Below are 25119 nucleotides of genomic sequence, written 5' to 3' on the forward strand. Positions count from 1 at the left end.
TCAGGTCGCCCCGCGCCGGTCGCGGGCGTCGCCCTCGCGTCCGTCGAGGACGGCGAGCAGGGCCGAGGCGACGAGCGCCACCGGCCGGTCGTCGTCGCGGGACAACCGGCGCAGCGTGTCCGCCGCCAGGGTGCCCGGCATCTCGGCGAGGGCCTGGGCCAGTCGCATCCGCGCCGCCGGGTCCGCCTCCGGGTCGGCGAGTTCGTCGGCCAGCGCCGTCATGATCCGTTCCGCCCACGCCGGATCCTCGGCGAGCGTGCCCAGCAGCTCGGCCGCCTCGACGTCGTTGGGGCCGTCGACCACGAGGCCGACCAGCGTCGGTACCGCCCGGGTGTCGCCCCGGGCACCGAGCGCGAGCGCCGCCGGTCCGCGTACGGTCGGCTCGGCGTCCGCGAGCGCGCCGACGAGGGCGGCGCCCGCCTCGTCGCCGGGCATCTCGGCGAGCGCCCGGACCGCGCGCCGCCGGACCTCGGCGTCACCCGAGGCCAGACCGGACGCCACCCGGGCCACACCGCCCCCGGCCGCCCGCGCGAGCGCCCACCGCAGCGCACCGGCGACGTGCGGATCCGACTCGTTGAGCACCGCCTCCGCCAGCAGCTCGGCGGGGGCCGACTCGTGCTCGGTCAGGACGGCCTGCTGACGCCGGGCGGCACTACCCGAACCGAGACCGTGCAGCAGTTCGATGAGGCGTGCCACCTCCGGCCAGTCGGCGGGCCCGGCGGCGTCGACGGTGCGGAGCCGGTCGAGCAACTCGCGCTCCCGGTGCAGCCGCTCCTCGGTCCGCCGGATCAGGTCGCCGACCAGCGCCGCCGGGGTGAAGCCGGGATCGTCGAGGGTACGACCGATCTCGCGCAGCGACAGCCCCAGCGAGCGCAGCCCCTCCACGTGGAAGATCCGCCGGATGTTCTCCGGGGTGTACTCCCGGAAACCGCCCACCGTACGACCGGTCGGACGGACCAGCCCGAGCGTGTCGTAGTGCCGGAGCATCCGGGCACTGACCCCCGAGCGGCGGGCCACCTCACCGATCAGCACCCGGCGCGTCCTCCCGGTCCGGGCCGAGTGCCGCGACCCGTTTCGCCTCGTGCACGGCGAGGTCGAATCCGGCGTCCGGATCGTGCAGCAGGCGTTCCGTGGCGCGGGCGTGCACCCGTACCGCCGGGTCCCGGTGTGTCGCCGCCGCCGCCAGGACCGGCTCGACCACGTCGGCCAGCGCGACGAGGGCCTGACTCAGGCTGAGCTGGACCTCCCGGTCGCCCCGGCCGAGCTGTGTGGCCAGCTCCGTGGCCAGCGCCGACCGCTCGGTATCGGGTACCAGGACGACCGCCGCCCGCCAGGCGGTCCGCGCCACCGTGTCGTCGGCGTCGCGCAGTAGTGCGGTCGTGATCGCCGGCCAGACGCTGCGGTCCCCGACCTTGGACAGGGTGTGCAGTGCCTGACTGCGCGACTGGGCGTGGGCGGAGTCGAGTTCCGCCAGCAGCCTCGGCACGGTGACCTCCGCCGGCAACCGGGTCAGTGCCCAGGTGAGCATGTCGCGCACGAAGAAGTCCGGCTCGACCCCGCAACGGGCCACGAGCGTGTCCACCAGGTCGGGGTCCGGGTGTGTGCCGACGGCCAGCGCCGCGTTGAGTCGTTTCGACGAGTCGTCGGCGGCCAACGCGGCGACCACTCGCGCGTCGGGCGTGGGCTTGCCTGTCGAGTCGATGGGAACCACCTCCGACCACCAGTGAAGACCTTGACACTGTGACAGGGTCAAGTTTCACGTGTTCCCTAGACTGCGGTGGTGCGATACGACCAGCTCGAAACAGCGATCCGTCGGCTCGTGGACACGGCAGGGGAGGACGAACTCCGGGTGTTCGGCGCCGAGACGGTGGCCCGCCTCGTACGCGACGAGGGGCTGGTCGACGTCGCCGCCGACGGGGAACTGGACGAGGACGCCGCGGCGGCGTTCGCGCTCGCCCGGGAGACCGTCGGGACGGCCGACGCCGCCACGTCACGTGCGCTGATCACCCGGATCGAGGAGGGCGCCCTCACCGACGGCGACATGGACCCGGACCTGCTCATCGCCCTCGTCGCGCTCGAACACTGGACGACGTACCTGGAGACCGGGCAGCGCGACGAGCTCTACGAGCTGGCGCTCCGCTCCGTCGAGGAGGTCGACCACCAGGTCTCCGCCGACCTCGACGACTTCCTGGCCACCCCCGAGATGGCCGCCGAGTACGAGCGGATCGCGCGCCTGCTGCGGGGCGGACCCCCGGACTGAGGAACGGTCGCCGTATGGTGGGTCGATGGCGACCGTGAAGCAGGTCCAGGTGACCTTCGACTGCGCAGAACCCGAGCGCGTCGCCCGTTTCTGGTGCGAGGTGTTGGGATACGTGGTGCCGCCGCCACCGGAGGGCTTCGCCGACTGGGCGGAGTTCGATCGCGCGTTGCCGCCCGAGCGGCAGGGCTCGGCGTTCGCCTGCGTCGACCCGACCGGCGCGGGCCCGAGGCTGTTCTTCCAACGCGTACCCGAGGGCAAGGTGGTCAAGAACCGGCTGCACCTCGACGTACGGGCCGGCACCGGGCTGGTCGGCGCGGAGCGCGTGGCCGTGCTCGAAGCCGAGGGCGCGCGGCTGGTCGCGCTCGGCGGGGTTCGCGTACGGCTGCTGGAAGCCGACGGCTTCAACGAGTCCTGCCTGGTGATGCAGGACGTCGAGGGCAACGAGTTCTGTCTCGACTGAGGAGCCGCCCACACCGGGCACACCCTGGAGATCATTACCCGGCACAGCGCCAGCCCACCCCGACCCGCGCCAACCGCCGGATCCGAATGGCCGGCACGGAGCCCTCGTACGACCGCCTGAACGTCCTGATGACCGCCTGACCCGCCGACATGATGGACGCTTACCGGCCGCCAAGCGACACGCGCATCCGAGGAGCGTACGTCGTGCGGTCGGTGATGCTCGCTGTGCCAAGGTCAGGAGCGAGTGGGCCGGCGGGACGTTGACCCGAGGCAGGGACTTGTCGCGAGTCGCGCGTTACCAGGAGGTCCGAAGTCAGCCGCTTCGACGGTTGCCGTACTGGCGAGGACTCTGCACCGTGCCGGAGCGGCCGTGGGCGCGGCTCGCGGCGCTCCCGGTGTGTTTGGCGGTGGCCTTGCCCTTGGACCGGCGTGCCGCCCGGTTCTCGAAGGGCTGCGGCTGCCCCTCGGTTTCCGCTTCGGCGTCAGCGGTGGGGTCGGCGTCGCTGGTGGCGTCGGCCATCGGTGTCTCCTCGTGCTGTTCAGGACTGGGCTGTTCGCTGCGGGTTTGCAAGCGTGGCCGCCGCGATACGCAGACGGTAGCGGGCAGGCCGACCCGAGTCGGGACCGGGTAAACCATCCAGCCACGCCAGAGCCCTCACCAGGGTGATCCAACCACGACATTGTCCGAGCGCCCGGATATCTGCCGCGAGGTGCACGCGAGGAGGCAAGACCGACCCCCTAGGGTCGTCCGCCGGGTCTCCGGCTGTGCGCTCGGCGCGAGAAGCCGGTTCTCCCACGTTGACCTCAAGGGAGGTTCAACTCCTAGCGTGGTCGACATGAGTGACGTCGATCAGTCGAACCCTGAGGTCGAGATCGAAGCGATCAAGCAGGTGATCGCCACGGTCGAGCACGCCCAGAACACCGAGTCTCCGGACGAGTTTCTGGGCCTGTTCCGCGCCGATGCGATCTACACCACGGCCGCGGGCACCCGCCTCTTCGGCCTCGATGCGATCTCGGCGTTCACCCGCCAGGTGCTGCCCGGTGGGATGCAGGGCCTGACCGTGACCTTCGAGCTGGAGCACGTGCTGTTCGTCCGGCCCGATGTCGCTGCCGTCAAGGTACGTCAGGTCTATCGGTCGCCGGAGGGCCCCGATATCGGGTCTCCTCTGTGGATCATGTCGAAGGAAGGCGGGCGGTGGCTCCTGGCGGCATGCCAGAACACCGCAGCGCCCGACGACGAGGTGCCCTCGACATCGCACCACCGCCCCGTCTCCGACCCCCGCTGACACCCACCCCCCACCCCCCACCCCCCCACCCCCCCACCCCCCCACCCACCCCCACCCCACCCCACCCCGCCGCTGTGTTGATCAAGAGATTTGGTCGCTCCCGGACGCCGTAGTGGGCGCAAACTTCTTGATCACCGCGCGGTGCGGGGTGGGGTGGGGTGGGTGGAGGGGAGGAGAGGGGAGGGTGGAGAGGGGGGAGGGGGCTGCGGCGGGGTTTTGTATAGATGATGTTCTCTTGACTGTGGTGGTTGTTGACGCTATCCATGCGGTGCGGGTGTTCCTGTCGTGGCGGAAGGGCGGGGCTATGGTGCGACGTGGTGTTCGTCGGGTGGTGGCGACGGCGGCGGTCGTGGTGTTGGCGGCAGGCGCCGCGGTGGTGGGGGCGGTGCCGGCGCAGGCCGCTGCGGTCACCTTCACCAACCCGCTGGCCGAGCAGCGTGCCGACCCGCACGTCTACCGGCACACCGACGGGTACTACTACCTCACCGCCACGGTCCCCGAGTACGACCGGATCGTGCTGCGCCGCGCCACCACGCTCCAGGGGCTGGCCACCGCCACCGAGCGGGTGATCTGGCGCAGGCACGCCAGCGGCGAGATGGGCGCGCACATCTGGGCTCCCGAGATCCACTTCATCGACGGCAGGTGGTACGTCTACTTCGCCGCCGGACGGACCGACGACATCTGGGCCATCCGGCCGTACGTGCTGGAGAGCAGTGCGGCCAACCCGCTGGACGGGCCGTGGGTGGAACGTGGCCAACTCCAACCGGCCCGCAGCAGCTTCTCGCTCGACGCCACCACCTTCGTCCACAACGGAGTGCGCTATCTGGTCTGGGCCGAGTACGCCGGCAGCAACTCGAACATCTATCTGGCCCGCGCGGTCAACCCGTGGACGTACGCGGGCACCCCGGCCCTGATCGCCACTCCCACGCACGCCTGGGAGACCCGGGGGTACCGGGTGAACGAGGGGCCGGCGGTGCTGATCCGCAACGGGCGGGTGTTCATGACGTACTCGGCCAGCGCCACCGACGCCAACTACGCGGTCGGGCTGCTCACCGCCTCGGCCACCAGTGACCTGCTCAACCCGGCCTCGTGGAGCAAGCGGTCCACGCCGGTGCTGGCCAGCGACGCCCGGACGGGCCAGTGGGGTCCGGGGCACAACTCGTTCACCGTCGCCGAGGACGGCAGCGACGTGATCGTCTACCACTCCCGCAACTACGAGCGGTACCTCGGCAACGGCTACGACCCGCTGACCGACCCGAACCGGCGTACCCGAATCCAGCGGGTCTACTGGAACGCCGACGGTACGCCGAACTTCGGCGTACCGGTGCCGGACGGCCTCAGCCCGGTGCGGCTGCGCGCGCACGACCTGCCGGACCGCTACATCCGGCACTGGGAGTTCCGGGCGCGGCTGGAGCCGAACGTGACCGCCCTGGCCGACTCGCAGTTCCGGATCGTCCCCGGCCTCGCCAACTCCTCGGCCGTCTCGTTGGAGTCGACCAACTATCCCGGCTACTACCTGCGGCACCGCAACCACCAGCTCTGGGTGGAGCGTGACGACGGCTCCGCACTGTTCCGGCAGGACGCCACCTTCACCCGGCGGGCCGGGCTCGCCGACGCGGCCAAGGTGTCGCTGGAGTCGGTGAACTTCCCCGGTCAGTACGTCCGGCACCGCGACGGGCTGCTCCACCTGGAAGCCGTGTCGGACGCCCCCGGGCGCGCGTCGGCCACCTTCGCCCTGGACTAGGCACTGTCGGGGCCGAACCTCGACGGCCGCTGAACGGCGACCATGGCCCACGTGACGACGCTGCTCTATATTGATCGTTTCCGTTGTGGACGCCGACGCGCCACGAGTGCGTGGGCGCAGCGGCAGCCGGGTGAACCCGGCCGCCCGGATCAGGAGGCGCAGTGAAATTCAGCAGCATGGTCCGTCAGGCCGTCGTCGGCCTGCTCGTCGTCGGCGCGACACTCGTCCCGGCCAGCGCCGGTCAGGCGCACGCCGTGGCCGACGCGGTCAACGTCTATCCGCCGATCCAGGGTGCGTCCACCTGGGACCGCTTCGGGCTTTCCGGGCCGGCGAGCCACCACCGCGTCTTCTCGAACTGGGGATACCTCAACGACTGGTCGGTCGACATCTACCGCAACCCCGGTGCGACGGTGGTCTCGCCGTTCGGCACGACGAGCGCCGCTGGCCACCCGATCTCGGTGCGCGTGGTCACCGTGCGGCCCGGGTGCGCGACCGGCAACCTGGCCGACGGCGGGTACCGCATCGGGCTGGAGGCCCGGGACGACCGGATCGGCGCGGTCATCGCCCGTGCCGACGTCATGCACGTCGCCAACAAGCCGGCCGGCATCGTGGTCGGCGCGACGGTCGGGCCGTGGACCAAGCTCGGTGAGACAGGACGGTTCCGTTACTCAAGTTGCTACCAGGTCAACGGCGACTCCGGCGCGCACATCCACCTAGAAGTGATCAACCAGCATCGGTACTCCTGCTACATCCGGCGATCTGCGAACACCGCGTTGACCGACCTGACGGTGATCGGCCGTGCCGGTGTCCACTACTCCGGTGCGCCCCAGGCCTGCTGATCGGAACCGCCGGCAGGTCCCGCCCGGGCGCGACCTGCCGGCGGGGGTCACCGGACGGGTGGGGTCACGCGCGGACCCGCCGGGCGGACGGGCGGCGGGTCAGGGCGAAACCGACCACACCGGCCACCGCGGCGAGGACACCACCGGCGGTGGTCCAGATCCAGCGGGAGCCGGCCTCCGGGAGCCACCCGGTGAGGTCGATGCTCCAGCCGTCGTCGTCCTCGTCGACCGGTGCGACCGTCGGCTCCGTGGCCAGCACGGCACCGGCGTTGGTCGGTGCCACCAGCGGGGCTTCCAGCCGGCCGTCCTCCGGGGCGCTGCCGGCGTCCCCGCTGGCGGAGATCAGCAGGTCCACGTCGATCGGGCGGCCCAGATCGGGCTCGGGCACGTCGACCACCGACAGGCGCACGTAGTACGTGCCGGGCAGCGGGTCCGCGGACCACGGCTCCGCCCAGGGCCGCACGCGCCGCAGGGTGCAGCCGAGCGCCACGGTACGCACCGAGGAGTCGGCGGTCGGGGTCTGCGCGCCGGCCGTACACGCCTGGCGGCGGCGCAGCCCGTCGAAGACCTCGACGGTCCACGTCGACGTGCCGGTGCGCTGCTCGGCGAGGGAGACCGTGGCGGTGATCTCGTGGGTCTCGCCCGCCGCCGCCGGGAACGACCAGTAGAGGTACTCGCCGGTGGAGGCGCCCACCCGCACCGGTTGACCCGCCGCGATCGGGGTGGCACTGAGGAAGGTGGTGCCCGCCTTGGTCACGGTGGCGGCACCGGGCGAGGGGGTGGGGGTGGGGGCGGCCAGCGCCGCGCCCGGAGCCAGGGCGATGCCGGCGGCCAGCAGCGCGGCCACGGTTGCCGATCGGGTACGCATCAGTTCTCCCTCCAGGTGGCGACCCACCAGCGGGTGAGCAGGCCGGTGACGAGTCCGGTGAGCAGACCGGCCAGGGTCAGCAGGAGCAGCAGCACCCAGCCGCGACCCAGGTCCGGCCCGTCCGGGGCGGGGGAGGCGGCGACCACGTCGACGGTCAGCTCGACCGGCATACCGGGGTCCTTCGCGGTGCCGGACCGGGGCGAGAACATGTTGCTGACCACCAGACAGACGGTGGTCACGGCCGGGGTGGCGCTCGCCGTCGGGCTGGGGCTGGCGTCCTCGTCGCGCTCGTCGTCGCCGTCCTCGGTGGCCGACCAGCGCAGGCCGGCCGAGACGACGTCGGTGCGTCCGCTGCCGGCGTCCACGCCCCGGACCAGCTCCCGGCCGTCGGTCGCGGTGGCCCGCAGCAGTACGCCGTGGTCGGGGTTGATCGGCCGGTCCAGCGCGATGCTGACCGAGGCGCGTAGTTCCTGTCCCGCCCGGACCGGTACCCGGTACCAGCGGTGCTCGGAGAAGGTCTCCCGGTCGGTGTAGACGCCGGGGGAGAGCAGTGGCGCACCGTCGCAGACGTCGGTCCCGTCGACCTTGGCCGGCGTGGTCGCGTACGTGTCACGGGCCCGGTCGACGAGCTGCTTGAGCCGGTCGGTGAGGTCGTCGGCGCTGTTCGCCGCCGTGTACGTGCCACCTGTGGCGGCGGCGATGCAGAGCAACTGTTTGCGGACCTTCTCGTCGGGTGCCAGGCCGAGCGTGTCCACCACCAGCGTGGTGCCCTGGGCGGCCAGTTCCCGGGCCACCTGGCAGGGGTCCGGCGGGGCACAGGTGTCCTCGCCGTCGGTGATCAGCACGATCCGCCGGGCGGTGGTGCCGGTGCCGAGGTCCTTCGCGGCCTCCCGCAGGGCGAGCCCGACCGGGGTGAAACCGGTCGGGCGCAGGGTCGCCACCGCTGCCTTGGCCTTCGCGCGGTCCACCGGGCCGACCGGCACGATCTGCTGGGTGTCCCGGCAGCCCTGCTGTTTGTCCTGGCCCTTGTAGGTGGCGCCCAGCACCCGGATGCCGAGCTGGGTCTCGTCGGGTAGGGCGTCCACCACCTCGCCGAACGCCTGTTGCGCCACCGAGATGCGGCTGCGTCCGTCGATGTCGGTGGCCCGCATCGAGCCGCTCACGTCCAGCACCAACTGGACGCGAGGCGGCTCGGCGACGGGTTCTGCCTGGTCGTCGTCGGCCCGGGCCGACGCGGGGCCGGCCAGCGTGGTCGCCGCCAGCAGCCCCAACAGGGCGGCTGACGACCATCTCTTGTTGATCACCGGGCGGAGTGTAGCGATGTCCACTCAGGATGGTCACTCCGGTCGTCGGGCGAACCGACGATCTCGCGCGGCTCGCCCGACGTACCGCCGGTTGGACGACCTTACGTGCGCTACGGCCGCCAGGAACCGGCGGACCGGAACAACGGCTTGTACTCCACCACGCCGTTGGTGTCGGCGACGTCGAAGACGACGGTGCCGGTCCGCTTCGTGCCGGCCGGCAGGTTGTTGCCGGAACCGATGGACTCGCCGCAGCCGGCCAGGATCCCGGCCAGGCCGTTGACCGTGGTCCCGTCCGCCGCCACCCACTCGAAGTAGATCGGGTTGATGGAAGCCGTGCCCTTGGTCACCGAGGCGGTCACGTCGGCGATCAGGTAACGGCCCTTGCGCGGTTCGGGCGCGAACGACCGGCAGCCCTCGTTCACCGTCCGCACCCGGGTCACGGTGACCTCGACGGTGCCGTCGTTGTCGTTCACCACCAGGGTGGTGCCGATGCGCAGGTTGTACGTCTCGCCGCTGGGCGGCGAGTTGGTGGGCGGCGGTGGCGGCGGTGGCGCGGCCTCGGTCGGCGCGGCGCTCGGCGACGGGTCCGGTGCCGACGAGGTGGCCGACGGTATGGGCCGCGCGCCGGTGTCCCGGTCGTCACCCGTGCCGTTGAGCAGCGCGATGACGCCTCCGCCGCAGCAGAGCAGCGCCAGCGCGGCGACCACGGCCACCACGATCAGCGCGGTCTTGTTGCCGGAGCCGCCGCTGGGCTGCGGCGCCCCCAACGGGTACCCGGGCGCAGCCGGTGGGTAGCCGGTGCCGCCGGGCGGATAGCCACCCTGCTGGTAGCCGCCGGACGCGTACGGTCCGGGCTGCTGGTAGGCGCCGGCCGCCTGATAGGGGTCGTGCTGCGGGTACGCGCCGGCGGGCTGCTGCGGGTAACCGGCACCGGCCTGGTACGGGTCGTGCTGCGGGTATCCGCCACTCGCGGCCTGGTGCGGTGCGTACGGCGAGGCGGCGGCGGGCGGCTGGGGCGGCGCACCGGAGGCCGGGTAGTGCGGGGAGCCGGAGACCGGCGGCTGAGGCGCACCGGAGACCGGCGGCTGGGGGGCGCCCGAGACCGGCGGGTGGGGCGCACCGGACACCGGCGGCTGGGGCGGCGGCTGCGGGGCGGCCCAGGCACTGTCGGACTCGTCGGGCGGGGCGGGCCACGTGCCGTCGGGCTGCGCGCCGACCGGGGGCAGGGGCGCCCACGGATCGCTGGGCGGCTGCGGCGGCTGGTAGGGGTCCTGCGGCCCGGATGGGGGCTGGGGGTCGCTCACCGTACTCCTCGGGCACCTGACGTCGAACAGGAACCGCCTGACGCTACCTCGGGCGGGCAACACCGAGCGGCCACCGGTAGGGGTCCGAGCGGAGGAGGGCCGGGGGCCGTAACGGCCCGGTCAGGGGCGGTCACGCTCGGGCGCGGATCGGTGACGGCGGGCGCGGCGGGAACTTCAGGGCAGGAGGACGGCCGCGGTGCGGACCAGCTCCGTGTCGACCGCGAACCGGCCGGTCACCCGGGTGGGCGGCCGGTCGACCGGAGCGGCGTCGATCCGCGCCGGTGCGATCCGTGCGGTGAAGGTCCCGGCGTCCGGGTCGATCTCCACCACCGCGTCGTGGAAGTCCAGCCAGGTGCCGACGATCGGGTGCCACAGCTTGTAGACCGTCTCCTTGGCGCTGAACGCCACGGTCGGCCAGGAGACGCCGGAGGGCAGCCGGGCGTACCGGTCCTCCTCCTCGGGCAGGCAGATCAGGCGTCGTACGCCCGCGTTCAGTTCCCGGTGCTGTTCGGCGTCCATGCCCACACCGCGTACCTCGCTGCGCCGGGCGACCGCCGCCGCGCAGTAGCCCCGGGTGTGGGTGATGCTGCCGACCGTGCCCGCCGGCCAGACCGGCGCGCGGTCCTCGGCGGCGGGCACCGCGACCGGTGGCAGGCCCAGCTCCGCCATGGCCCGTCGGGCGCAGACCCGACCCGCGGTGAAGTCCCGTCGCCGGCTCTCCACCGCGCGTTCCCCGAGACCGGCCGCCTCCTCGGCGAGGAGTTGCCCGGACCAGTCCTGCGCCCGGGCCACCGCCACCGCCACCTGGGCCGGCAACAGGTCACGCACGCCCGGTCACCGGGTGGTGCGTTCGGCGGCCCGCCCCGGTACCGTCGATCGGCGGTGAGTGCTCTGCGTCGAGGTGGCGCGTACGGTGGGTCGCGGCGGTCATGGTTGGTCAACGTACCGCAATGACGTAACGCCGCCCCGATCCCGGGCGCTGTTGGGGCGCACGGTGCTTGTGGCGCGGCGGCGGGTGCCCACCCGCGGTCCTGTGTGGAGGCGGAGGGAGCGCGATGACAGGTGTGGCGGATCGCTCGGGAAGTGCGGTGACCGAGCCCGGCGGTGTGGTGCCGGCGCAGCCGGTGGCCGAGCACGCGCCGGTGACGCCCGACTGGACCTGTGGCACCTGCGGCGCGGACTGGCCCTGCGAGCCGAAACGTGCCCGGTTGCTGACCGAGTACGGCATGGACCGGCCGATGCTCAGCGTCTACCTGGGCGCGTGCCTGGCCGCCGCCGTCGAGGACCTGCACGCACCCGGGCCGACCTCGTTGCAGGATCGGTTTCTCGGCTGGTTGCCCCGTCGCCCGAGGGACGCGGCGAGTCCGCCGCCGACGTGATCCCGGCCAACGTGCCGCCCGGACCAGGCACGCCACCGGCCAGGCGGAATGTGAGCTGATTTCCGGTTCGGCGGACCGCTCGTCCGTCGGCGCCCGGGGGGTGTCGTTCACCGCGAAACGTCGCCGCGACAGGCCCCGGTCGGAAATCTGACCCGAGCCGCCCCGTTGTGCCGCTGGTCATGGGTGGTTAAGCTTCAGATGCGCGCCCCAATCGCCCGCTTCCCCCGTGGCAGGCGATCGGGGCGCGTCCTTTTGTCCGGACTGATTGTCCGGACCGACGTGACAGGGCCCGCACGCCACGGCGTGCGGGCCCTTCGCCGTCCCGGTCAGATCCAGCGACCGTCCAACCACATCCGTGCCGACCACTCCGCGTACGGCAGCGACTGCCCGACGAAGATCGGATAGAAGTACGCGAAGCAGAGCACGACGAGCACCATGTACGCCCCCGCGATCACCCCGCCCACCAGGCGGCGGTCCCGGGTGGCCTCGTCGTCGACGACCGGTCGGGTGCCGCTCGGCCCGGCGGGCGACGCTATCGCCCCGAGCACGTAGACCACCGCCAGCACGAGGAACGGCAGCGCGGGCGCGGTGTAGAAGGAGAACATCGTCCGCCCGTCCAGGGCGATCCAGAACCACGGCAGCAGACCGGCGGCCACGCTGAGCAGGATCGCACCGGCCCGCCAGTCCCGGCGGGCCAGGCCGAGCCAGACCAGCGCCACCAGCGCGGGCAGGAACGACCACCAGAGCAGCGGGGTGCCGAGCAGGAGGATCTCCTCGGCGCAGCTCGCCGCGCCGCAGGGGCTGTCGCTGGTCCAGTGGAAGGCGACCGGGCGGCCCAGCAGCAGCCACTGCCAGGGCCACGACTGGTACTTGTGCGGGTCGTCGAGTTGGCCGTGGAAGCCCAGCGCGGCCTGGTGGTACTGGATCAGGTTCCACAACGCCCCGATCACCGGCGTGTCACTGAGACCGGCGTCGGGGTAGCGCTCGGCGACCCGGTAGTAGCCCTCCTGGCTGCGCAGCCAACCCGACCAGGACGCCACGTAGGTGACCGCCAGCAACAGACCGGCGAGTGCCATCCACGGCACCCCGTCGAGCATGGCTGCCCGCCACGGCCGGGGCACGCCCGCCGAGCGGCGGACGCCGACGTCCCAGAGGAACATCAGCAGCGCGAACGCGGGCACGAAGAACAGCGCGCTCCACTTGACCGCGAAGGCGCAGCCGAGCAGCACCCCGGCGGCGAGCCGCCACCAGGGCCAGTTCCGCCAGCCGCCGGGCGGGCGGCCGGCGCGACCCCGGGCGGTCGGGTCCAGCCCTGCCTCCAGGGCTCGGGCCCAGCGTCGACGTTGCGCGTCCCGGTCCAGCACCAGTGCGCCGAAGGCGGCCAGCACGAAGAAGAGCAGGAAGAGGTCGAGCAGCGCGGTCCGGGACAGCACCAGGTGGAAGCCGTCCAGCGCGAGTAGCAGACCGGCGGCGCAACCGAGCACCGTGGAGTGGAACATCCGACGGCCGATGCGGATCAGCAGCAGCACCGAGAGCGTGCCGAACAGGGCCGCCGAGAAGCGCCAGCCGAACTCCGGCGAGGTGGTCGTCAGCGCGCCGGGCACCGAGATGCCGTGTTCGGCGTCGGCATAGCCGAAGGCCCACTCGCCGAGGCCGATCAACCACTTGCCCAGCGGCGGGTGGACCACGTACGACGGTCCGCCGTCCTTGTAGTTCCACTCGACGCCCTTGTCGATCAGCCCCCAGGCGTCCCGGGCGTAGTAGACCTCGTCGAAGATCTTGCCGGGCGGATGGCTGAGGTTGGCGAAGCGCAACACCGCCGCGATCGCCACCACCACGGCGGTGGCCCACCATGATCGACGGTCCACGCGGGCCTCGACGGTGGCCAGTCGGCGGCGGACCGCCGCCGGCACGCCACCACTGCCCGGGCCGCCGGTCCCGGCGGCCGGACGCTCGGGTACCGGCTGGTCCGCGTTCGCGCTCTGTGCTGTCGACGCACTCGTCACCCGGCGATCGTAGGCTGCGGAGGGGGCCGCTGGCGTACATCGTCTCCGAATCCGGTACGCCCGTCGATGAAGGAGTGCCTACTCGTGGGTGAAATGTCCGAAACTGGTCGCCTGGTCCTCCTCGGCGCGCCGCTCGGCAACCCCGCCGACGCCTCCACCCGACTGCGAGACGTGCTCGGCACCGCCGACGTGGTCGCCGCCGAGGACACCCGACGGCTGAGCCGACTGGCCCGCGACCTGGACGTGAGCATCCCCGGCCGGGTCGTCTCCTACTTCGAGGGCAACGAGGAGCGGCGTACCCCCGAACTGGTCGACGTGCTCACCGCCGGATACCTCGTCGCGCTGGTCACCGACGGCGGCATGCCCAGCGTCTCCGACCCCGGCTACCGACTGGTCCGCGCCGCCCTGGACGCCGGGATCCCGGTCACCGCCGCCCCCGGACCGAGCGCCGTCACCACCGCCCTGGCGCTGTCCGGGCTGCCCTGCGACCGGTTCTGCTTCGAGGGCTTCCTGCCGCGTACGCCCGGTGCCCGCCGGGCCCGACTGCGGGCGCTGGCGACGGAGGAGCGGACCCTGGTGCTGTTCGAGTCCCCGCACCGGATCACCGCCGCGCTGACCGACCTGGCCGACGCGTTCGGCGCTGACCGACCCGCCGCGCTCTGCCGGGAGCTGACCAAGACGTATGAGGAGGTGCTCCGCCGCCCGCTCGGTGAACTCGCCCGATGGGCCGCCGACGGCGATCCGCGCGGCGAGATCACTCTCGTGGTGGCCGGGGCGCCGGCCGCGCCGCCGATCCGGCCGGACGACGACGCCCTGCGCGCCGCGGTCGCCGAGCGGGAGGCCGTCGGCCAGAGCCGCCGCGACGCGATCACCGAGGTGGCGAGCGCCTTCGGGCTGCGTCGTCGGGACGTCTACGCCGTCGTGCACCAGGTGTAAGGAAGGGCACCTTACTAACGCCTCGTGTATAGGAGGGGTCCCCTCCTTACCTCTCACCAGGCGGCGACGAGAAACCCCAGCGTCGTCACCAGCGGACCGGCGAACGCGGCGGTGACCGCCCAGCGCCGGCCCTGCGGATCGGGCAGCCGGGTCGCGCCGGTCCACCGGGCGATCCCGGCCGCACAGCCGAGCACCCCGAGCAGGCCCAGCAGCCAGCGCAGGTGGGCACCGACGCCGTGATCGGCGTACGCGACGGTGGCGTCCGCAGCGGTCACCCGGGCGGGTAGCGCCGCCCCGGCCGTCGCCTGTTGCTCCGGTACCCCGCTGACGCGTACGCCGTGGATGCGGAACCGCCCGTCGGAGGCGGTGAAGATGCCCCGGCAGCGCTGGGTCAACCCGTCACCGGTGCACGCGGTCACCACCGCCGTCCCCGAGGTGCCGTGCCCGGCGGCGAGCAGGAGCGGACCGGCGCTGACCCAGGCGAAGAACGCCGCCACCAGGCTCAACCCGACCAGTGCGGCCAGCCCCGGCAGCGGGTCCGGCGGGTGGCTGCTCCGCTCGCGGCGTACCGACCGGAGCCGACGCCACCGCGACCCGCGCTCGCCCGGCGCGTCCTTGCGCACCGGTGTGCCGTCCCAGTGCACCTCCTCGATCGGCGCCCAGAACGTGTCGTCGGCGTCGGCGTCGGCCGGGTCGGCGTACGGGTCCGCGCCCAGGTGTCGCGCCGAGCGCACCGGCACCCGGTGCGGCAGCGTGTCGACCGGGGCTCCGGTGGTCGGCTCCACCTCCACGCCCGGCGCCGCCGGGTCGCCGGGGTCGGACCCGTCCGGGGCCACCCCGTCCGGCGCGACCGTCCGGGGGTGCGGCGCCACGGCATGGGTACGCGCCGACGCGGCCGGGTCCGGCCGGGTCTCGGTGGGGAGGCCATCCTCGTGGTCGCGGGCGGCGCGGCTGCCAGTCACGCGGTTCATTGGACACCGGGGCGGGTGCTGGGACGCGCAGCTCAGACAGCGTGTCGGCGACAAATCGGACCAGCCTTCGGCCCGGAATGGCCGGAATGTCGAGCGGGCGGACCTATTGGTTCGCAGCCGCCCCAGGTGGGTCACTACGCTTGCTGGGCATGAGTCACGTTCTCGCGGCGGTCGCCTGGCCGTACGCCAACGGCCCGCGCCACATCGGCCACGTCTCCGGTTTCGGCGTTCCCTCCGACGTCTTCGCCCGGTACATGCGGATGGCCGGCCACGACGTGCTCATGGTCTCGGGCACCGACGAGCACGGCACCCCGATCCAGGTGCAGGCCGACGCCGAGGGACTCACCCCCCGCGAGCTGGCCGACCGGTACAACCGGGTGATCGTGGAGGACCTGCACGGCCTGGGCCTCTCCTACGACCTGTTCACCCGCACCACCACGCGTAACCACTACGCCGTGGTGCAGGAGTTGTTCGAGGGGATGTACCGCAACGGGTACATCGTGCCGAAGACCACCATGGGCGCCATCTCCCCGTCGACCGGCCGGACCCTGCCCGACCGCTACATCGAGGGCACCTGCCCGATCTGCGGCTACGACAGCGCCCGCGGCGACCAGTGCGACAACTGCGGCAACCAGCTCGACCCGATCGACCTGATCGACCCCAAGTCGAAGATCAACGGCGAGACGCCGAAGTTCGTCGAGACCGAGCACTTCTTCCTCGACCTGCCCGCCCTCGCCGACGTGCTGCGGCAGTGGCTGGACACCCGGGACGGTTGGCGGCCCAACGTCCTGCGGTTCTCCCGCAACCTGCTGGACGACCTCCAGCCCCGGGCCATCACCCGGGACCTGGAGTGGGGCGTACCGATCCCGCTCGACGGCTGGCGCGACCGCACCGACAAGCGGATCTACGTCTGGTTCGACGCCGTGATCGGGTACCTCTCCGCCTCGGTGGAGTGGGCCCGTCGCTCCGGCGACCCGGAGGCGTGGCGTAGGTACTGGAACCAGAAGGACGCCGAGGGCAGCGCCGCAGTCGCCGCCGGAGCCGACGGTGACGCCCAGTCCTACTACTTCATGGGCAAGGACAACATCGTCTTCCACTCGGTGATCTGGCCCGCGCTGTTGGCCGGCTACTCGGGCGAGGGCGACAAGGACGGCGAGCCGGGCCGGCTCGGACGCCTCCACCTGCCCACCGAGGTGGTCTCCAGCGAGTTCCTGACCATGGAGGGACGCAAGTTCTCCTCCTCTCGCCGGGTGGTCATCTACGTCCGGGACTTCCTGGAGCGCTACGACGCCGACGCGTTGCGCTACTTCATCGCGGTGGCCGGCCCGGAGAACAACGACACCGACTTCACCTGGGCCGAGTTCCTCCGCCGCAACAACGACGAGCTGGTCGCCGGCTGGGGCAACCTGGTCAACCGGTCGGTGTCGATGGCGGCGAAGAACTTCGGCGCGATCCCGCCGGTCGGCCCGGACGGGCTCACCGAGGCCGACGAGGCGCTGCTCGCGGTGGCCCGCACCGGCTTCGCCACGGTCGGCGACCTGATTGCCCGGCACCGGCAGAAGCAGGCCATCGGCGAGGCGATGAAGGTGGTCGCCGAGGCCAACAGGTACCTCTCCGACCAGGCGCCGTGGAAGCTCAAGGACGAGGCGGACAAACCCCGGATGGGCACGATCCTGCACGTCGCCCTCCAGGTGGTCAGCGACGCCAACACCCTGCTCACCCCGTTCCTGCCGCACTCCGCGCAGAAGGTGCACGAGCTGCTCGGCGGCACCGGCGTGCACGCGCCGATGCCGGTGATCGAGGAGGTCGACGACCTCGACGGCGGGCCCGGGTACCCGGTGCTGACCGGGGACTACACGCAGGGCGCGCGGTGGGAGTCGGTGCCGCTGGCGGTCGGCCGGGCGCTCGCCGCGCCCAAGCCGGTGTTCCGCAAGCTCGACCCGTCCATCGTCGACGAGGAACTGGCCCGGCTGGAGAGCTGACCCGGGCCACCGCCCCACGACGGCCGTCGCGACACCGACGACCGGTGACGACACCAACGGCGGGCGCGACCCCGGCATCGGGATCGCGCCCGCCGCGCGTCGACCGGCGCGGCTACGCCCGCGCCGGGAGCCGGGTCAGGCCCGGACCATCGACGGCGACCCGATGAACTCCATGATCGCGTCGTTGACCTGGTCGGCGTTGGTCCACGGAATACCGTGCGGGGCACCCTTGAGGGTGACCAGCCGGCTGTCCGAGATCAGCGGCTGCAACCGCTGACCGGTCTTCGGGTACGGCAGGACCATGTCCTTGTCGCCCTGCACGAGCAGGATCGGCACGTCGATCCGCGACACGTCGGCCCGGAAGTCGGTGCCCCAGGCGTCCACGCAGTCGTGCGTGGCCTTGGCCGAGGCCCGCGCGCCGATCTCCCAGTGCGCCCGGTACGCCTGCTCGCTGACCAGCTTGCCCCGGTTCTCGTCGTAGTTGAAGAACGAGTTGCAGAAGTCGGTGAGGTACGCGAACCGGTCCTCGGTGATGGCCTTCTTGAACCCCTCGAAGAGGCTCCCCTCGACCCCCTCCGGGTTGTCCGGAGCCTGCCGCAGGTACGGCGCCAGCGGCGCCAGCAGCACCGCCCGGTCCACCCGGTCCGAGCCGTACGCACCCAGGTAGCGGGTCACCTCGCCGGTGCCCATCGAGTGCCCGACCAGGATCGCGTTGCGCAGGTCCAGCTCGGTCATCAGCACGTCGAGGTCGGCGGCCAGGGTGTCGTAGTCGTACCCGAACGCCGGCTGGGCCGAGCTGCCGAAGCCACGCCGGTCGTACGTGATCACCCGATAACCGGCCGCGAGCAGGGGACTGACCTGCTTCTCCCAGGTCGCCCCGTTGAACGGGAACCCGTGGATCAGCACGATCGGCTGACCGGAACCGTGGTCCTCGTAGTACAGGTCGATGGGCGCGGAGTTCTCCGTCCCCACGGTGATGAAGGGCATGTCCACTCCTACGATTAGGACAACGCTGTCGCCCACGCATTCCCGCATGACCTGCCGATATGCCCGAACCGGCCCGGCGTCAGAGAACGTACGGGTGGTCCACCGGCACGGTCGTCGGTCACCTCGGCACCCGGTGTCCAGGTCTCGTGGACGCCCCGTTCGTGACACTGTGCCCCGGTCGCCCGCACCGCGTCCGGATTCGGGCGCAGCCGCGACCGCAGCCCGGCGTGGCCGAGGTGAACCGCGGGTGGCGGGCGAGTGGACTCGGGCGGTGTGTGATGCTGTCGACTGATGAGCGAGCCCACCGAGTCCCGCCGCCAGCGCGCCTCCCGCCGCGCCGGCGAGTTCCCACCCGCGCCGGAGCCGCTGCCCCGGCCGGTGCTGGACAGCCACACCCACCTCGACATCACGGTGACCGAGGTCGGCGTACCGCAGGGCGGCGACGCCGCCGACCCGGTCGCCGCCGCGATCGACGTCGCCGCCGCCGTCGGCGTGGACCGGCTGGTGCAGGTCGGCGTCGACGTGCAGTCCTCCCGCTGGGGCGCCGAGGTGGCCGGCGCGTACCCGGCGGTGGTCGCCACCGTCGCGCTGCACCCCAACGAGGCCCCGCGCTGCCGCGACCTCGACGCCTCGCTGCGTGAGATCGAGGCACTGGCCGCCGAGGACCGGGTCCGTGGAATCGGCGAGACGGGCATGGACTTCTACCGCACCGGCGACGAGGGCCGGGCCGCGCAGGAGGAGAGCTTCCGGGCCCACATCGCCATCGCCAAGCGGTACGCCAAGACGTTGGTCATCCACGACCGCGACGCGCACGCCGACGTGCTGCGGATCCTCGACGACGAGGGCGCACCGGAGACCGTGGTGCTGCACTGCTTCTCCGGTGACGCCGAGTTCGCCGCCGAGTGCGTCCGCCGGGGCTACCTGCTGAGCTTCGCCGGCACCGTCACCTTCGGCAGCGCCGGGGCGCTGCGGGAGGCCGCGGCGCTCACCCCGCTCGACCAGATCCTGGTGGAGACCGACGCGCCGTACCTCACCCCGATGCCGCACCGGGGACGCCCCAACGCGTCGTACCTGATCCCGCTGACCGTGCGGGCGCTGGCCACCACCACCGGCACCGACCTGGACGACCTCTGCGCCGCCATCTCCGCCACCGGTGAACGCGCCTTCGGGCCCTGGTCCTGACCGTGGCCGCAGACCTGCTCGGCCCGGCGGAGATCCGGGAACTCGCCGCCCGCCTCGGCGTCGCCCCCACCAAGAAGTTCGGCCAGAACTTCGTGCACGACCCGAACACCGTCCGCCGGATCGTCACCACCGCCGGGCTGGCCCCGGACGACGTGGCCCTGGAGGTCGGCCCCGGGCTGGGCTCGCTCACCCTCGCCCTGCTCCGCGCCGCCGCCCACGTGCACGCCGTCGAGATCGATTCGACGCTGGCCGGCGCGCTGCCCGACACCGCCGCCCGGCACGCCGGTCCGGACGCCGCCCGACTCACCGTGCTCCACGCCGACGCACTCCGGATCACCGCCGCCGACCTCGCCGACCCGGCACCCACCGCACTCGTCGCGAACCTCCCCTACAACGTCGCCGTACCGGTCGTGCTGCACCTGCTCGCCGAACTGCCCAGCCTCCGACACGGACTGGTGATGGTGCAGAAGGAGGTCGCCGACCGGCTCGTCGCCGGACCCGGCTCCAAGGTGTACGGCGTGCCCTCGGTCAAACTCGCCTGGTACGCCCGCTCCCGGGCCGCCGGCAAGGTGCCCCCGAACGTGTTCTGGCCGGTCCCCAACGTCGACTCCGGTCTGGTCGCGTTCGCCCGCCGCGAACCACCCCGCACCGACGTGTCCCGGGCCGCCGTCTTCGCCGTCGTCGACGCCGCCTTCGCCCAACGCCGCAAGACCCTGCGCGCCGCCCTCGCCGGCTGGGCCGGCGGTGCCGACCGGGCCGCCACGGCGCTCACCGCAGCCGGAGTCGACCCCGGCGCACGCGGCGAGTCACTCACCGTGGAGCAGTTCGCCGCCATCGCCGCGTCGGCCCCGAACCAGCCGCCGGGCGCGCAGTAGGCTGACGCGGACGCCGGTACGCCGTCGCCGACATCGCCGAGGAGCTGATCGTGGAGAAGCCGTTCGACATCCGGGTGCGTCCACGGGACACCCTCCGGTGACCGAGGCATGGCGACCGGAGGGTGAGGAACGGCGTGGTGCCGGCGGACCGGTCCGCGTACGGGTACCCGCGAAGATCAACCTGCACCTGGGGGTCGGCCCGCTGCGGCGCGACGGCTACCACGAGCTGAACACGATCTATCACGCGATCTCGATCTACGACGAGCTGACCGCGCGGCGGGGCGACACCCTCACCCTCACCATGGAGGGCGAGGGCACCGGGGAACTCGCCCTCGACGACTCCAACCTGGCCATCCGGGCCGCCCACGCCCTCGCCGGGTACGCCGGCGTGATGCCACACGCCCGGCTGCACCTGCGCAAACAGATCCCCCTCGCCGGTGGTCTCGCCGGGGGCAGCGCCGACGCCGCCGCCGCACTGGTCGCCTGCGACGCCCTCTGGGGCACCGGCCTGTCCCGCGACGAACTGGCCGGCATCGCCGCCGACCTGGGCTCGGACGTCCCCTTCCTGATCCACGGCGGCACCGCGCTCGGGACCGGCCGGGGCGAGGCGGTCAGTCCGGTGCTGGCCCGACCCACCTCCTGGCACTGGGTCGTCGCCATCGCCGACGGCGGGCTCTCCACGCCCCAGGCGTACCGGGAACTCGACCGGCTCCGCGACGCCGGCACCGCCGGAGAACCGCTCGGCAGCACCGACGCGCTGCTCGCCGCGCTGCGCCAACGCGACCCCCGGGTACTCGCGCCCACCCTCGGCAACGACCTGCAGGACGCCGCGCTGGCCATGCGTCCCGCGCTGGCCGACACGCTGAAGGCCGGCGAGGCGGCCGGCGCACTCACCGGCATCGTCTCCGGGTCCGGTCCGACCTGCGTCTTCCTCACCGCCGGCTCCGCCGACGCCGAACGCGTCGCCGCCGAACTGGAAGCCGCCGGAGTGTGCCGAGAAGCCCGCGTCGCCCACGGCCCGGTCCACGGCGCCCGCGTCACCTGACACCACCGGCCCGCCCTGCACAGGACCGGTCTCCTGCCGGACCGGCCAGGCGCGCGGCCGTGGTCCAGCGCGGCCCCTGTCGAGCTGACGGCGCGTCCGGATCGCGCTCGCCGTCAGACGCGAGGTCGTGGCCGTTCGCGGTGCCTGTCGAGCTGACGGCGAGATCGGATCGCGCCCGCCGTCAGGAGCGGGGCCGTGGCCGTTCGCGGCGGCTGTCGAGCTGATGGCGGGAATGAATCATGCTCGGGAGAGTGTCGCCCTGCGCCACGTTCCGCCGCGTCGAGGTCCGCGCTGGCATGGTCGCGCTGGACCCACTCGTGAAGGCCGTGCGGTCCGGGTGCGGCACCAGCGGAAGTCGACGCCGAACCAGCATCGGCGAGAGCACCGACGGATCAGGTCGACAGGGAGCCGACCAGAGACCGTGCCGGGCCCCGGGAAGCCACCCGCACGCCGAGGTCCACCCGTATCGCTCGCGTCGGCGGGTCGGTGCGGCTGCGCCGGCTGCCTGGGCGGCGGGCGCGGTCGGGCGGGCGGCGGGGGATGGTGGCGTTCCGCGTACCCTGGAAGGCCAGGCGTCCCCAGGTGCCCGCCGGCACCGGGACGCCTTGATCATGAGAGGTGGGTTCGTGGCCAACATCGTCAACCTCGACCGGGTGTCCAAGGGCTACGGCGCCGCCGGGCCGCTGCTCACCGACGTCTCGCTCGGTCTGGACGACGCCGACCGAATCGGTGTGGTCGGGCTCAACGGCGCCGGCAAGTCGACGCTGCTGCGGCTGCTCACCCGGACCGAGGAACCCGACGACGGGCGGGTCACCCACCGCCGTGACCTGCGGGTCGCCTGGCTGCCGCAGAATCTCACCCTCAGCCCCGAGGCCACCGTCCGGGACGTCGTGCTGGGCACCGAGTGGCTCGCCGAGAGCATGGGCGCCGAACACGAGTGGGCCGGTGACGCGGGCGTACGCGCCATCCTCGACGGGCTCGGCATGCCGCACCTGGGCCTCGATGCCCCGGTCGGGCCGATGTCCGGCGGCGAGCGCCGCCGGGTGGCGCTGGCCGCACTGCTGGTCCGCGACGCCGACCTGCTGATCCTCGACGAGCCCACCAACCACCTCGACGTCGGCGGCGTCGACTGGCTGGCCCACCACCTGCTCGGCCGCAAGGGCGCCCTGGTCGTGGTCACCCACGACCGCTGGTTCCTCGACGCGGTCTGCACCACCACCTGGGAGGTCGCCGACCAGACCGTCCGGGCCTACGAGGGCGGCTACGCCGCCTGGATCCTCGCCCGGGCCGAACGCGAACGGATCGCCGCCGCGACCGAGGCCCGGCGGCAGAACCTGCTCCGCAAGGAGATCGCCTGGCTGCGCCGGGGCCCGCCCGCCCGGACCTCCAAGCCGAAGTTTCGCATCGACGCCGCCAACGCGCTCATCGCCGACGTGCCGCCGGCGCGCGACACCATGTCGCTGCAACGACTGGCCACCGCCCGGCTCGGCAAGCAGGTGTACGACCTGGTGGGCGTCCGCCTGCACGCCGGTCCCAAGACCATTCTGGAGAACGCCACCTGGCAGGTCGGCCCCGGCGACCGGATCGCGATCCTCGGGGCCAACGGCGCCGGCAAGACCACCCTGCTGCGGATGCTCGCCGGCATCACCCACCCGGACGGCGGGCGGCTGGTCACCGGCTCCACGGTACGGCCCGCCTTCCTCTCCCAGGAACTCGCCGAACTCCCCGGCGAACTGCGGGTCCTGGAAGCCGTCGAAGAGGTCGCCCGACGGGTGCGCCTCGGTGACCGGGAGATCTCCGCCGCGCAGCTCGCCGAGGTGTTCGGCTTCGACGACCGGCGGCTCTGGACCCCGGTCGGTGACCTCTCCGGCGGGGAACGGCGACGGCTCCAGATGCTGCGCCTGCTCGCCGCCGAACCGAACGTGCTGCTGTTCGACGAACCCACCAACGACCTCGACACCGACACCCTGGCCGCGCTGGAGGACCTGCTCGACTCCTGGCCCGGCACCATCGTCGTGGCCAGCCACGACCGCTACCTCATCGAGCGGGTCGCCGACTCCACGTACGGCATGTTCGGCGACGGTCGGCTGGTGCACCTGCCCGGCGGCGTCGAGGAGTACCTGGCGCGTACCGCCGACCGGCCCGGCCCCGGGCGCAGCGTCACGCCCGCCGCCGCGCCCACCGACGGCGCTGGGGCAATGAGCGCGGCCGAGGCCCGGCAGGCGCGCAAGGAGCTGACCCGCCTGGAACGACAGGTCGGCAAGCTGGAACAGAAGGAGGCGGCGCTGCTCGACCAGCTCGCCGCCAACGCCACCGACTACACCAGGGTCGCCGAGCTGGACGCCCAGTTGAGCCAGGTGCGCACGGAGCGGGAGCAGGTCGAGGAGGCGTGGCTCGCCCTGGCCGAGGAGATCCCCGCCGGCTGACCCTTGCCCCGCCCGCCCCGACCTGCGACCTCCGGGGGACCCCGTGTGCGGCGTCACACGGCCGGGTACGGGAGAATCGCCGTCGACCCTCACCCAACGGCGTTGGAGACACTGACATGGCGCACACTCCCGTCAACCACCCCGCGCGGCCGATCTACCGGGCGATCGGCGGGCTGACCGGTCTGTACCTGGTGGTCTTCGGTGTGCTCGGACTCGTCGGCAGCACCGGGGAGCCGGCCTTCGGCCTGAGCGACACCCGGGTCCTGGGGCAGGGCACCAACCTCGGCTTCTCGATCTTCTGCCTGGTGGTCGGCGGCCTCATCCTGGTCGGCACGGTGATCGGCCGCAACCTCGACGTGCTGATCAACCAGTGGACCGCGTACGTGATCATGGTGGTCAGCCTCGGCGGCCTCGCCTTCATCCGTACCGAGGCCAACATCTTCAACATGAGCGTGGCCAGCGTCGTCGTGCTGATGGTCCTCAGCCTGGTGCTGCTGATGGCCGGCATGTACGGCAAGGTCGGCAGCGACGACGAGCACGAGGCGTGGCAGAAGGCTCGGCTGGTGCTCTGATCCTCTCTGCTCCTTCGGCTGTGGGTTCTCGCCGGAGCCCGACCCGCTCCGGGCGGTCAGGCTTGATCCCTGCGCGGGTCGGGCTCCGGCGAGAACCTGTCGGGGTCCGGTCCGCCCGAGGCTGATTCTCTGGGCGTTCTGCCCTTCGGTTACTACTGCGTGGGGAACAATTGTCCTGATTGTTCCCTGTGCGTGGAGGACCGATGCCGCACTTCCCGATCAACCACCCGGCGCGGCCGATCTACCGGGTGCTGTCCGGCCTGATCGGGCTCTACATCCTGGTGTTCGGCGTCTGGGGCACCGCGCTCACCTGGGGTGAACCACTGTTCGCCCGAGGCAGCAACTGGGCCCTCGGGCTCCGCACCAACCTGGCCTTCTCGCTGGTCTCCATCATCTTCGGGATCGTGCTCATCGTCGGCGCGTCCCGGCGCGGCAACCTCGGCCACTACATGAACCTGACCGCGGGAATCGTCTTCCTGGTCACCAGCATCCTGATGATGTCGGTGCTCCAGACCGAGGCCAACTTCCTGAACTTCTCCATGTCGACCGTGGTCGTCTCGATGCTCTTCGGCCTGATCCTGCTCGGCACCGGCCTGTACGACAAGGTCGGCCCGCCCGAGCACGCCGAGGCCGAACGCAACCGCCGCTACCACCCGATCGCCGAGATCCACCGCCGCCACTGACCGCCGCCACG

General features: G+C 72.5%; 24 protein-coding genes. 14 read left to right on the top strand and 10 right to left on the bottom strand.

Annotation, left to right across the window (positions count from 1 at the left end):
* Both ACIBMZ_RS10755 and ACIBMZ_RS10760 read right to left on the bottom strand, forming a co-directional pair.
* A complete protein-coding gene (locus ACIBMZ_RS10755) occupies positions 1-1032 on the bottom strand; it encodes a HEAT repeat domain-containing protein (RefSeq protein WP_396692383.1) in 1032 nt (343 codons plus the stop codon).
* Positions 1019-1711 (bottom strand): HEAT repeat domain-containing protein, encoded by a 693-nt coding sequence (locus ACIBMZ_RS10760; protein WP_396692385.1) that lies wholly within the window; start codon positions 1709-1711, stop codon positions 1019-1021. Before ACIBMZ_RS10760 ends, ACIBMZ_RS10755 begins: the two co-directional genes overlap by 14 nt.
* Before the next feature lie 69 nt (positions 1712-1780).
* Here ACIBMZ_RS10760 and ACIBMZ_RS10765 point away from each other — a divergent pair, with 69 nt between their 5' ends.
* Together ACIBMZ_RS10765 and ACIBMZ_RS10770 are read left to right on the top strand one after the other, a co-directional pair.
* Positions 1781-2260, top strand: coding sequence for a hypothetical protein (locus tag ACIBMZ_RS10765; RefSeq protein ID WP_396692387.1), 480 nt, complete (start codon positions 1781-1783; stop codon positions 2258-2260).
* Positions 2261-2285: 25 nt separating this feature from the next.
* The gene (locus ACIBMZ_RS10770) at positions 2286-2720 is read left to right on the top strand and encodes a VOC family protein (RefSeq protein ID WP_396692389.1); all 435 of its coding nucleotides are present in this window, start codon (positions 2286-2288) and stop codon (positions 2718-2720) included.
* 312 nt (positions 2721-3032) lie between these two features.
* Here the strand turns inward: ACIBMZ_RS10770 and ACIBMZ_RS10775 are convergent, their stop codons facing one another.
* Positions 3033-3239: a hypothetical protein gene (locus ACIBMZ_RS10775; RefSeq protein ID WP_396692391.1), complete on the bottom strand. Its 207-nt coding sequence runs from the start codon at positions 3237-3239 to the stop codon at positions 3033-3035.
* A gap of 316 nt (positions 3240-3555) precedes the next feature.
* On the opposite strand from ACIBMZ_RS10775, the gene ACIBMZ_RS10780 reads away from it, so the two are divergent.
* The 3 genes from ACIBMZ_RS10780 (at position 3556) to ACIBMZ_RS10790 (ending at position 6588) form a co-directional block, all read left to right on the top strand.
* Positions 3556-4005 (top strand): SgcJ/EcaC family oxidoreductase, encoded by a 450-nt coding sequence (locus ACIBMZ_RS10780; RefSeq protein WP_396692392.1) that lies wholly within the window; start codon positions 3556-3558, stop codon positions 4003-4005.
* 304 nt (positions 4006-4309) lie between these two features.
* Positions 4310-5749: a family 43 glycosylhydrolase gene (locus tag ACIBMZ_RS10785; RefSeq protein ID WP_396692394.1), complete on the top strand. Its 1440-nt coding sequence runs from the start codon at positions 4310-4312 to the stop codon at positions 5747-5749.
* Positions 5750-5910: 161 nt separating this feature from the next.
* Positions 5911-6588, top strand: coding sequence for a hypothetical protein (locus ACIBMZ_RS10790; protein WP_396692396.1), 678 nt, complete (start codon positions 5911-5913; stop codon positions 6586-6588).
* Positions 6589-6652: 64 nt separating this feature from the next.
* Here ACIBMZ_RS10790 and ACIBMZ_RS10795 read toward each other — a convergent pair whose 3' ends face one another.
* The 4 genes from ACIBMZ_RS10795 to ACIBMZ_RS10810 form a co-directional block, all read right to left on the bottom strand.
* Positions 6653-7456, bottom strand: coding sequence for a peptidase (locus ACIBMZ_RS10795; protein ID WP_396692398.1), 804 nt, complete (start codon positions 7454-7456; stop codon positions 6653-6655).
* Positions 7456-8760 carry a VWA domain-containing protein gene (locus tag ACIBMZ_RS10800; protein ID WP_396692400.1) on the bottom strand — a complete coding sequence of 435 codons (1305 nt, stop codon included), beginning with the start codon at positions 8758-8760 and terminating at the stop codon, positions 7456-7458. Before ACIBMZ_RS10800 ends, ACIBMZ_RS10795 begins: the two co-directional genes overlap by 1 nt.
* Positions 8761-8870: 110 nt before the next feature.
* A complete protein-coding gene (locus ACIBMZ_RS10805) occupies positions 8871-10064 on the bottom strand; it encodes a hypothetical protein (RefSeq protein ID WP_396692402.1) in 1194 nt (397 codons plus the stop codon).
* A 174-nt stretch (positions 10065-10238) separates the two neighbouring features.
* The gene (locus tag ACIBMZ_RS10810; protein ID WP_396692403.1) at positions 10239-10892 is read right to left on the bottom strand and encodes a 4'-phosphopantetheinyl transferase; all 654 of its coding nucleotides are present in this window, start codon (positions 10890-10892) and stop codon (positions 10239-10241) included.
* A 260-nt stretch (positions 10893-11152) separates the two neighbouring features.
* Here ACIBMZ_RS10810 and ACIBMZ_RS10815 point away from each other — a divergent pair, with 260 nt between their 5' ends.
* The gene (locus tag ACIBMZ_RS10815; protein ID WP_396692405.1) at positions 11153-11443 is read left to right on the top strand and encodes a hypothetical protein; all 291 of its coding nucleotides are present in this window, start codon (positions 11153-11155) and stop codon (positions 11441-11443) included.
* A gap of 326 nt (positions 11444-11769) precedes the next feature.
* On the opposite strand, the gene ACIBMZ_RS10820 is transcribed toward ACIBMZ_RS10815, so the two are convergent.
* Positions 11770-13449, bottom strand: coding sequence for a dolichyl-phosphate-mannose--protein mannosyltransferase (locus ACIBMZ_RS10820; protein ID WP_396692407.1), 1680 nt, complete (start codon positions 13447-13449; stop codon positions 11770-11772).
* A gap of 66 nt (positions 13450-13515) precedes the next feature.
* On the opposite strand from ACIBMZ_RS10820, the gene rsmI reads away from it, so the two are divergent.
* Positions 13516-14385 carry a 16S rRNA (cytidine(1402)-2'-O)-methyltransferase gene (rsmI, locus tag ACIBMZ_RS10825; protein WP_396692409.1) on the top strand — a complete coding sequence of 290 codons (870 nt, stop codon included), beginning with the start codon at positions 13516-13518 and terminating at the stop codon, positions 14383-14385.
* A 53-nt stretch (positions 14386-14438) separates the two neighbouring features.
* Here rsmI and ACIBMZ_RS10830 read toward each other — a convergent pair whose 3' ends face one another.
* Entirely contained in the window at positions 14439-15356 is a 918-nt protein-coding gene (locus tag ACIBMZ_RS10830; RefSeq protein WP_396692410.1) for a hypothetical protein, read from the bottom strand.
* 149 nt (positions 15357-15505) lie between these two features.
* On the opposite strand from ACIBMZ_RS10830, the gene metG reads away from it, so the two are divergent.
* Positions 15506-17338, top strand: coding sequence for a methionine--tRNA ligase (metG, locus tag ACIBMZ_RS10835; protein WP_396692411.1), 1833 nt, complete (start codon positions 15506-15508; stop codon positions 17336-17338).
* Positions 17339-17473: 135 nt separating this feature from the next.
* On the opposite strand, the gene ACIBMZ_RS10840 is transcribed toward metG, so the two are convergent.
* A complete protein-coding gene (locus ACIBMZ_RS10840) occupies positions 17474-18325 on the bottom strand; it encodes an alpha/beta fold hydrolase (RefSeq protein ID WP_396692413.1) in 852 nt (283 codons plus the stop codon).
* A gap of 291 nt (positions 18326-18616) precedes the next feature.
* Between ACIBMZ_RS10840 and ACIBMZ_RS10845 the strand changes: the two genes are divergently transcribed.
* From ACIBMZ_RS10845 to ACIBMZ_RS10870, 6 genes are all read left to right on the top strand, one after another.
* Complete coding sequence (locus ACIBMZ_RS10845; protein WP_396692415.1) at positions 18617-19507, top strand: TatD family hydrolase; 891 nt, start codon at positions 18617-18619, stop codon at positions 19505-19507.
* A gap of 2 nt (positions 19508-19509) precedes the next feature.
* The gene (rsmA, locus tag ACIBMZ_RS10850) at positions 19510-20382 is read left to right on the top strand and encodes a 16S rRNA (adenine(1518)-N(6)/adenine(1519)-N(6))-dimethyltransferase RsmA (RefSeq protein ID WP_396692416.1); all 873 of its coding nucleotides are present in this window, start codon (positions 19510-19512) and stop codon (positions 20380-20382) included.
* 97 nt (positions 20383-20479) lie between these two features.
* On the top strand, positions 20480-21427 hold the full coding sequence (locus tag ACIBMZ_RS10855; RefSeq protein ID WP_396692418.1) for a 4-(cytidine 5'-diphospho)-2-C-methyl-D-erythritol kinase: 948 nt from the start codon (positions 20480-20482) through the stop codon (positions 21425-21427).
* A 626-nt stretch (positions 21428-22053) separates the two neighbouring features.
* Positions 22054-23853, top strand: a complete 1800-nt coding sequence (locus ACIBMZ_RS10860; protein WP_396692420.1) for an ABC-F family ATP-binding cassette domain-containing protein — start codon at positions 22054-22056, stop codon at positions 23851-23853.
* Positions 23854-23969: 116 nt separating this feature from the next.
* Positions 23970-24425 (top strand): DUF4383 domain-containing protein, encoded by a 456-nt coding sequence (locus ACIBMZ_RS10865; protein ID WP_396692422.1) that lies wholly within the window; start codon positions 23970-23972, stop codon positions 24423-24425.
* Between the two features lie 203 nt (positions 24426-24628).
* A complete protein-coding gene (locus tag ACIBMZ_RS10870) occupies positions 24629-25108 on the top strand; it encodes a DUF4383 domain-containing protein (RefSeq protein WP_396692424.1) in 480 nt (159 codons plus the stop codon).
* The last annotated feature ends 11 nt before the right edge of the window (positions 25109-25119 follow it).

The sequence above is a fragment of the Micromonospora sp. NPDC049900 genome, from assembly GCF_044461025.1.
Classification (GTDB): Bacteria; Actinomycetota; Actinomycetes; order Mycobacteriales; family Micromonosporaceae; genus Micromonospora.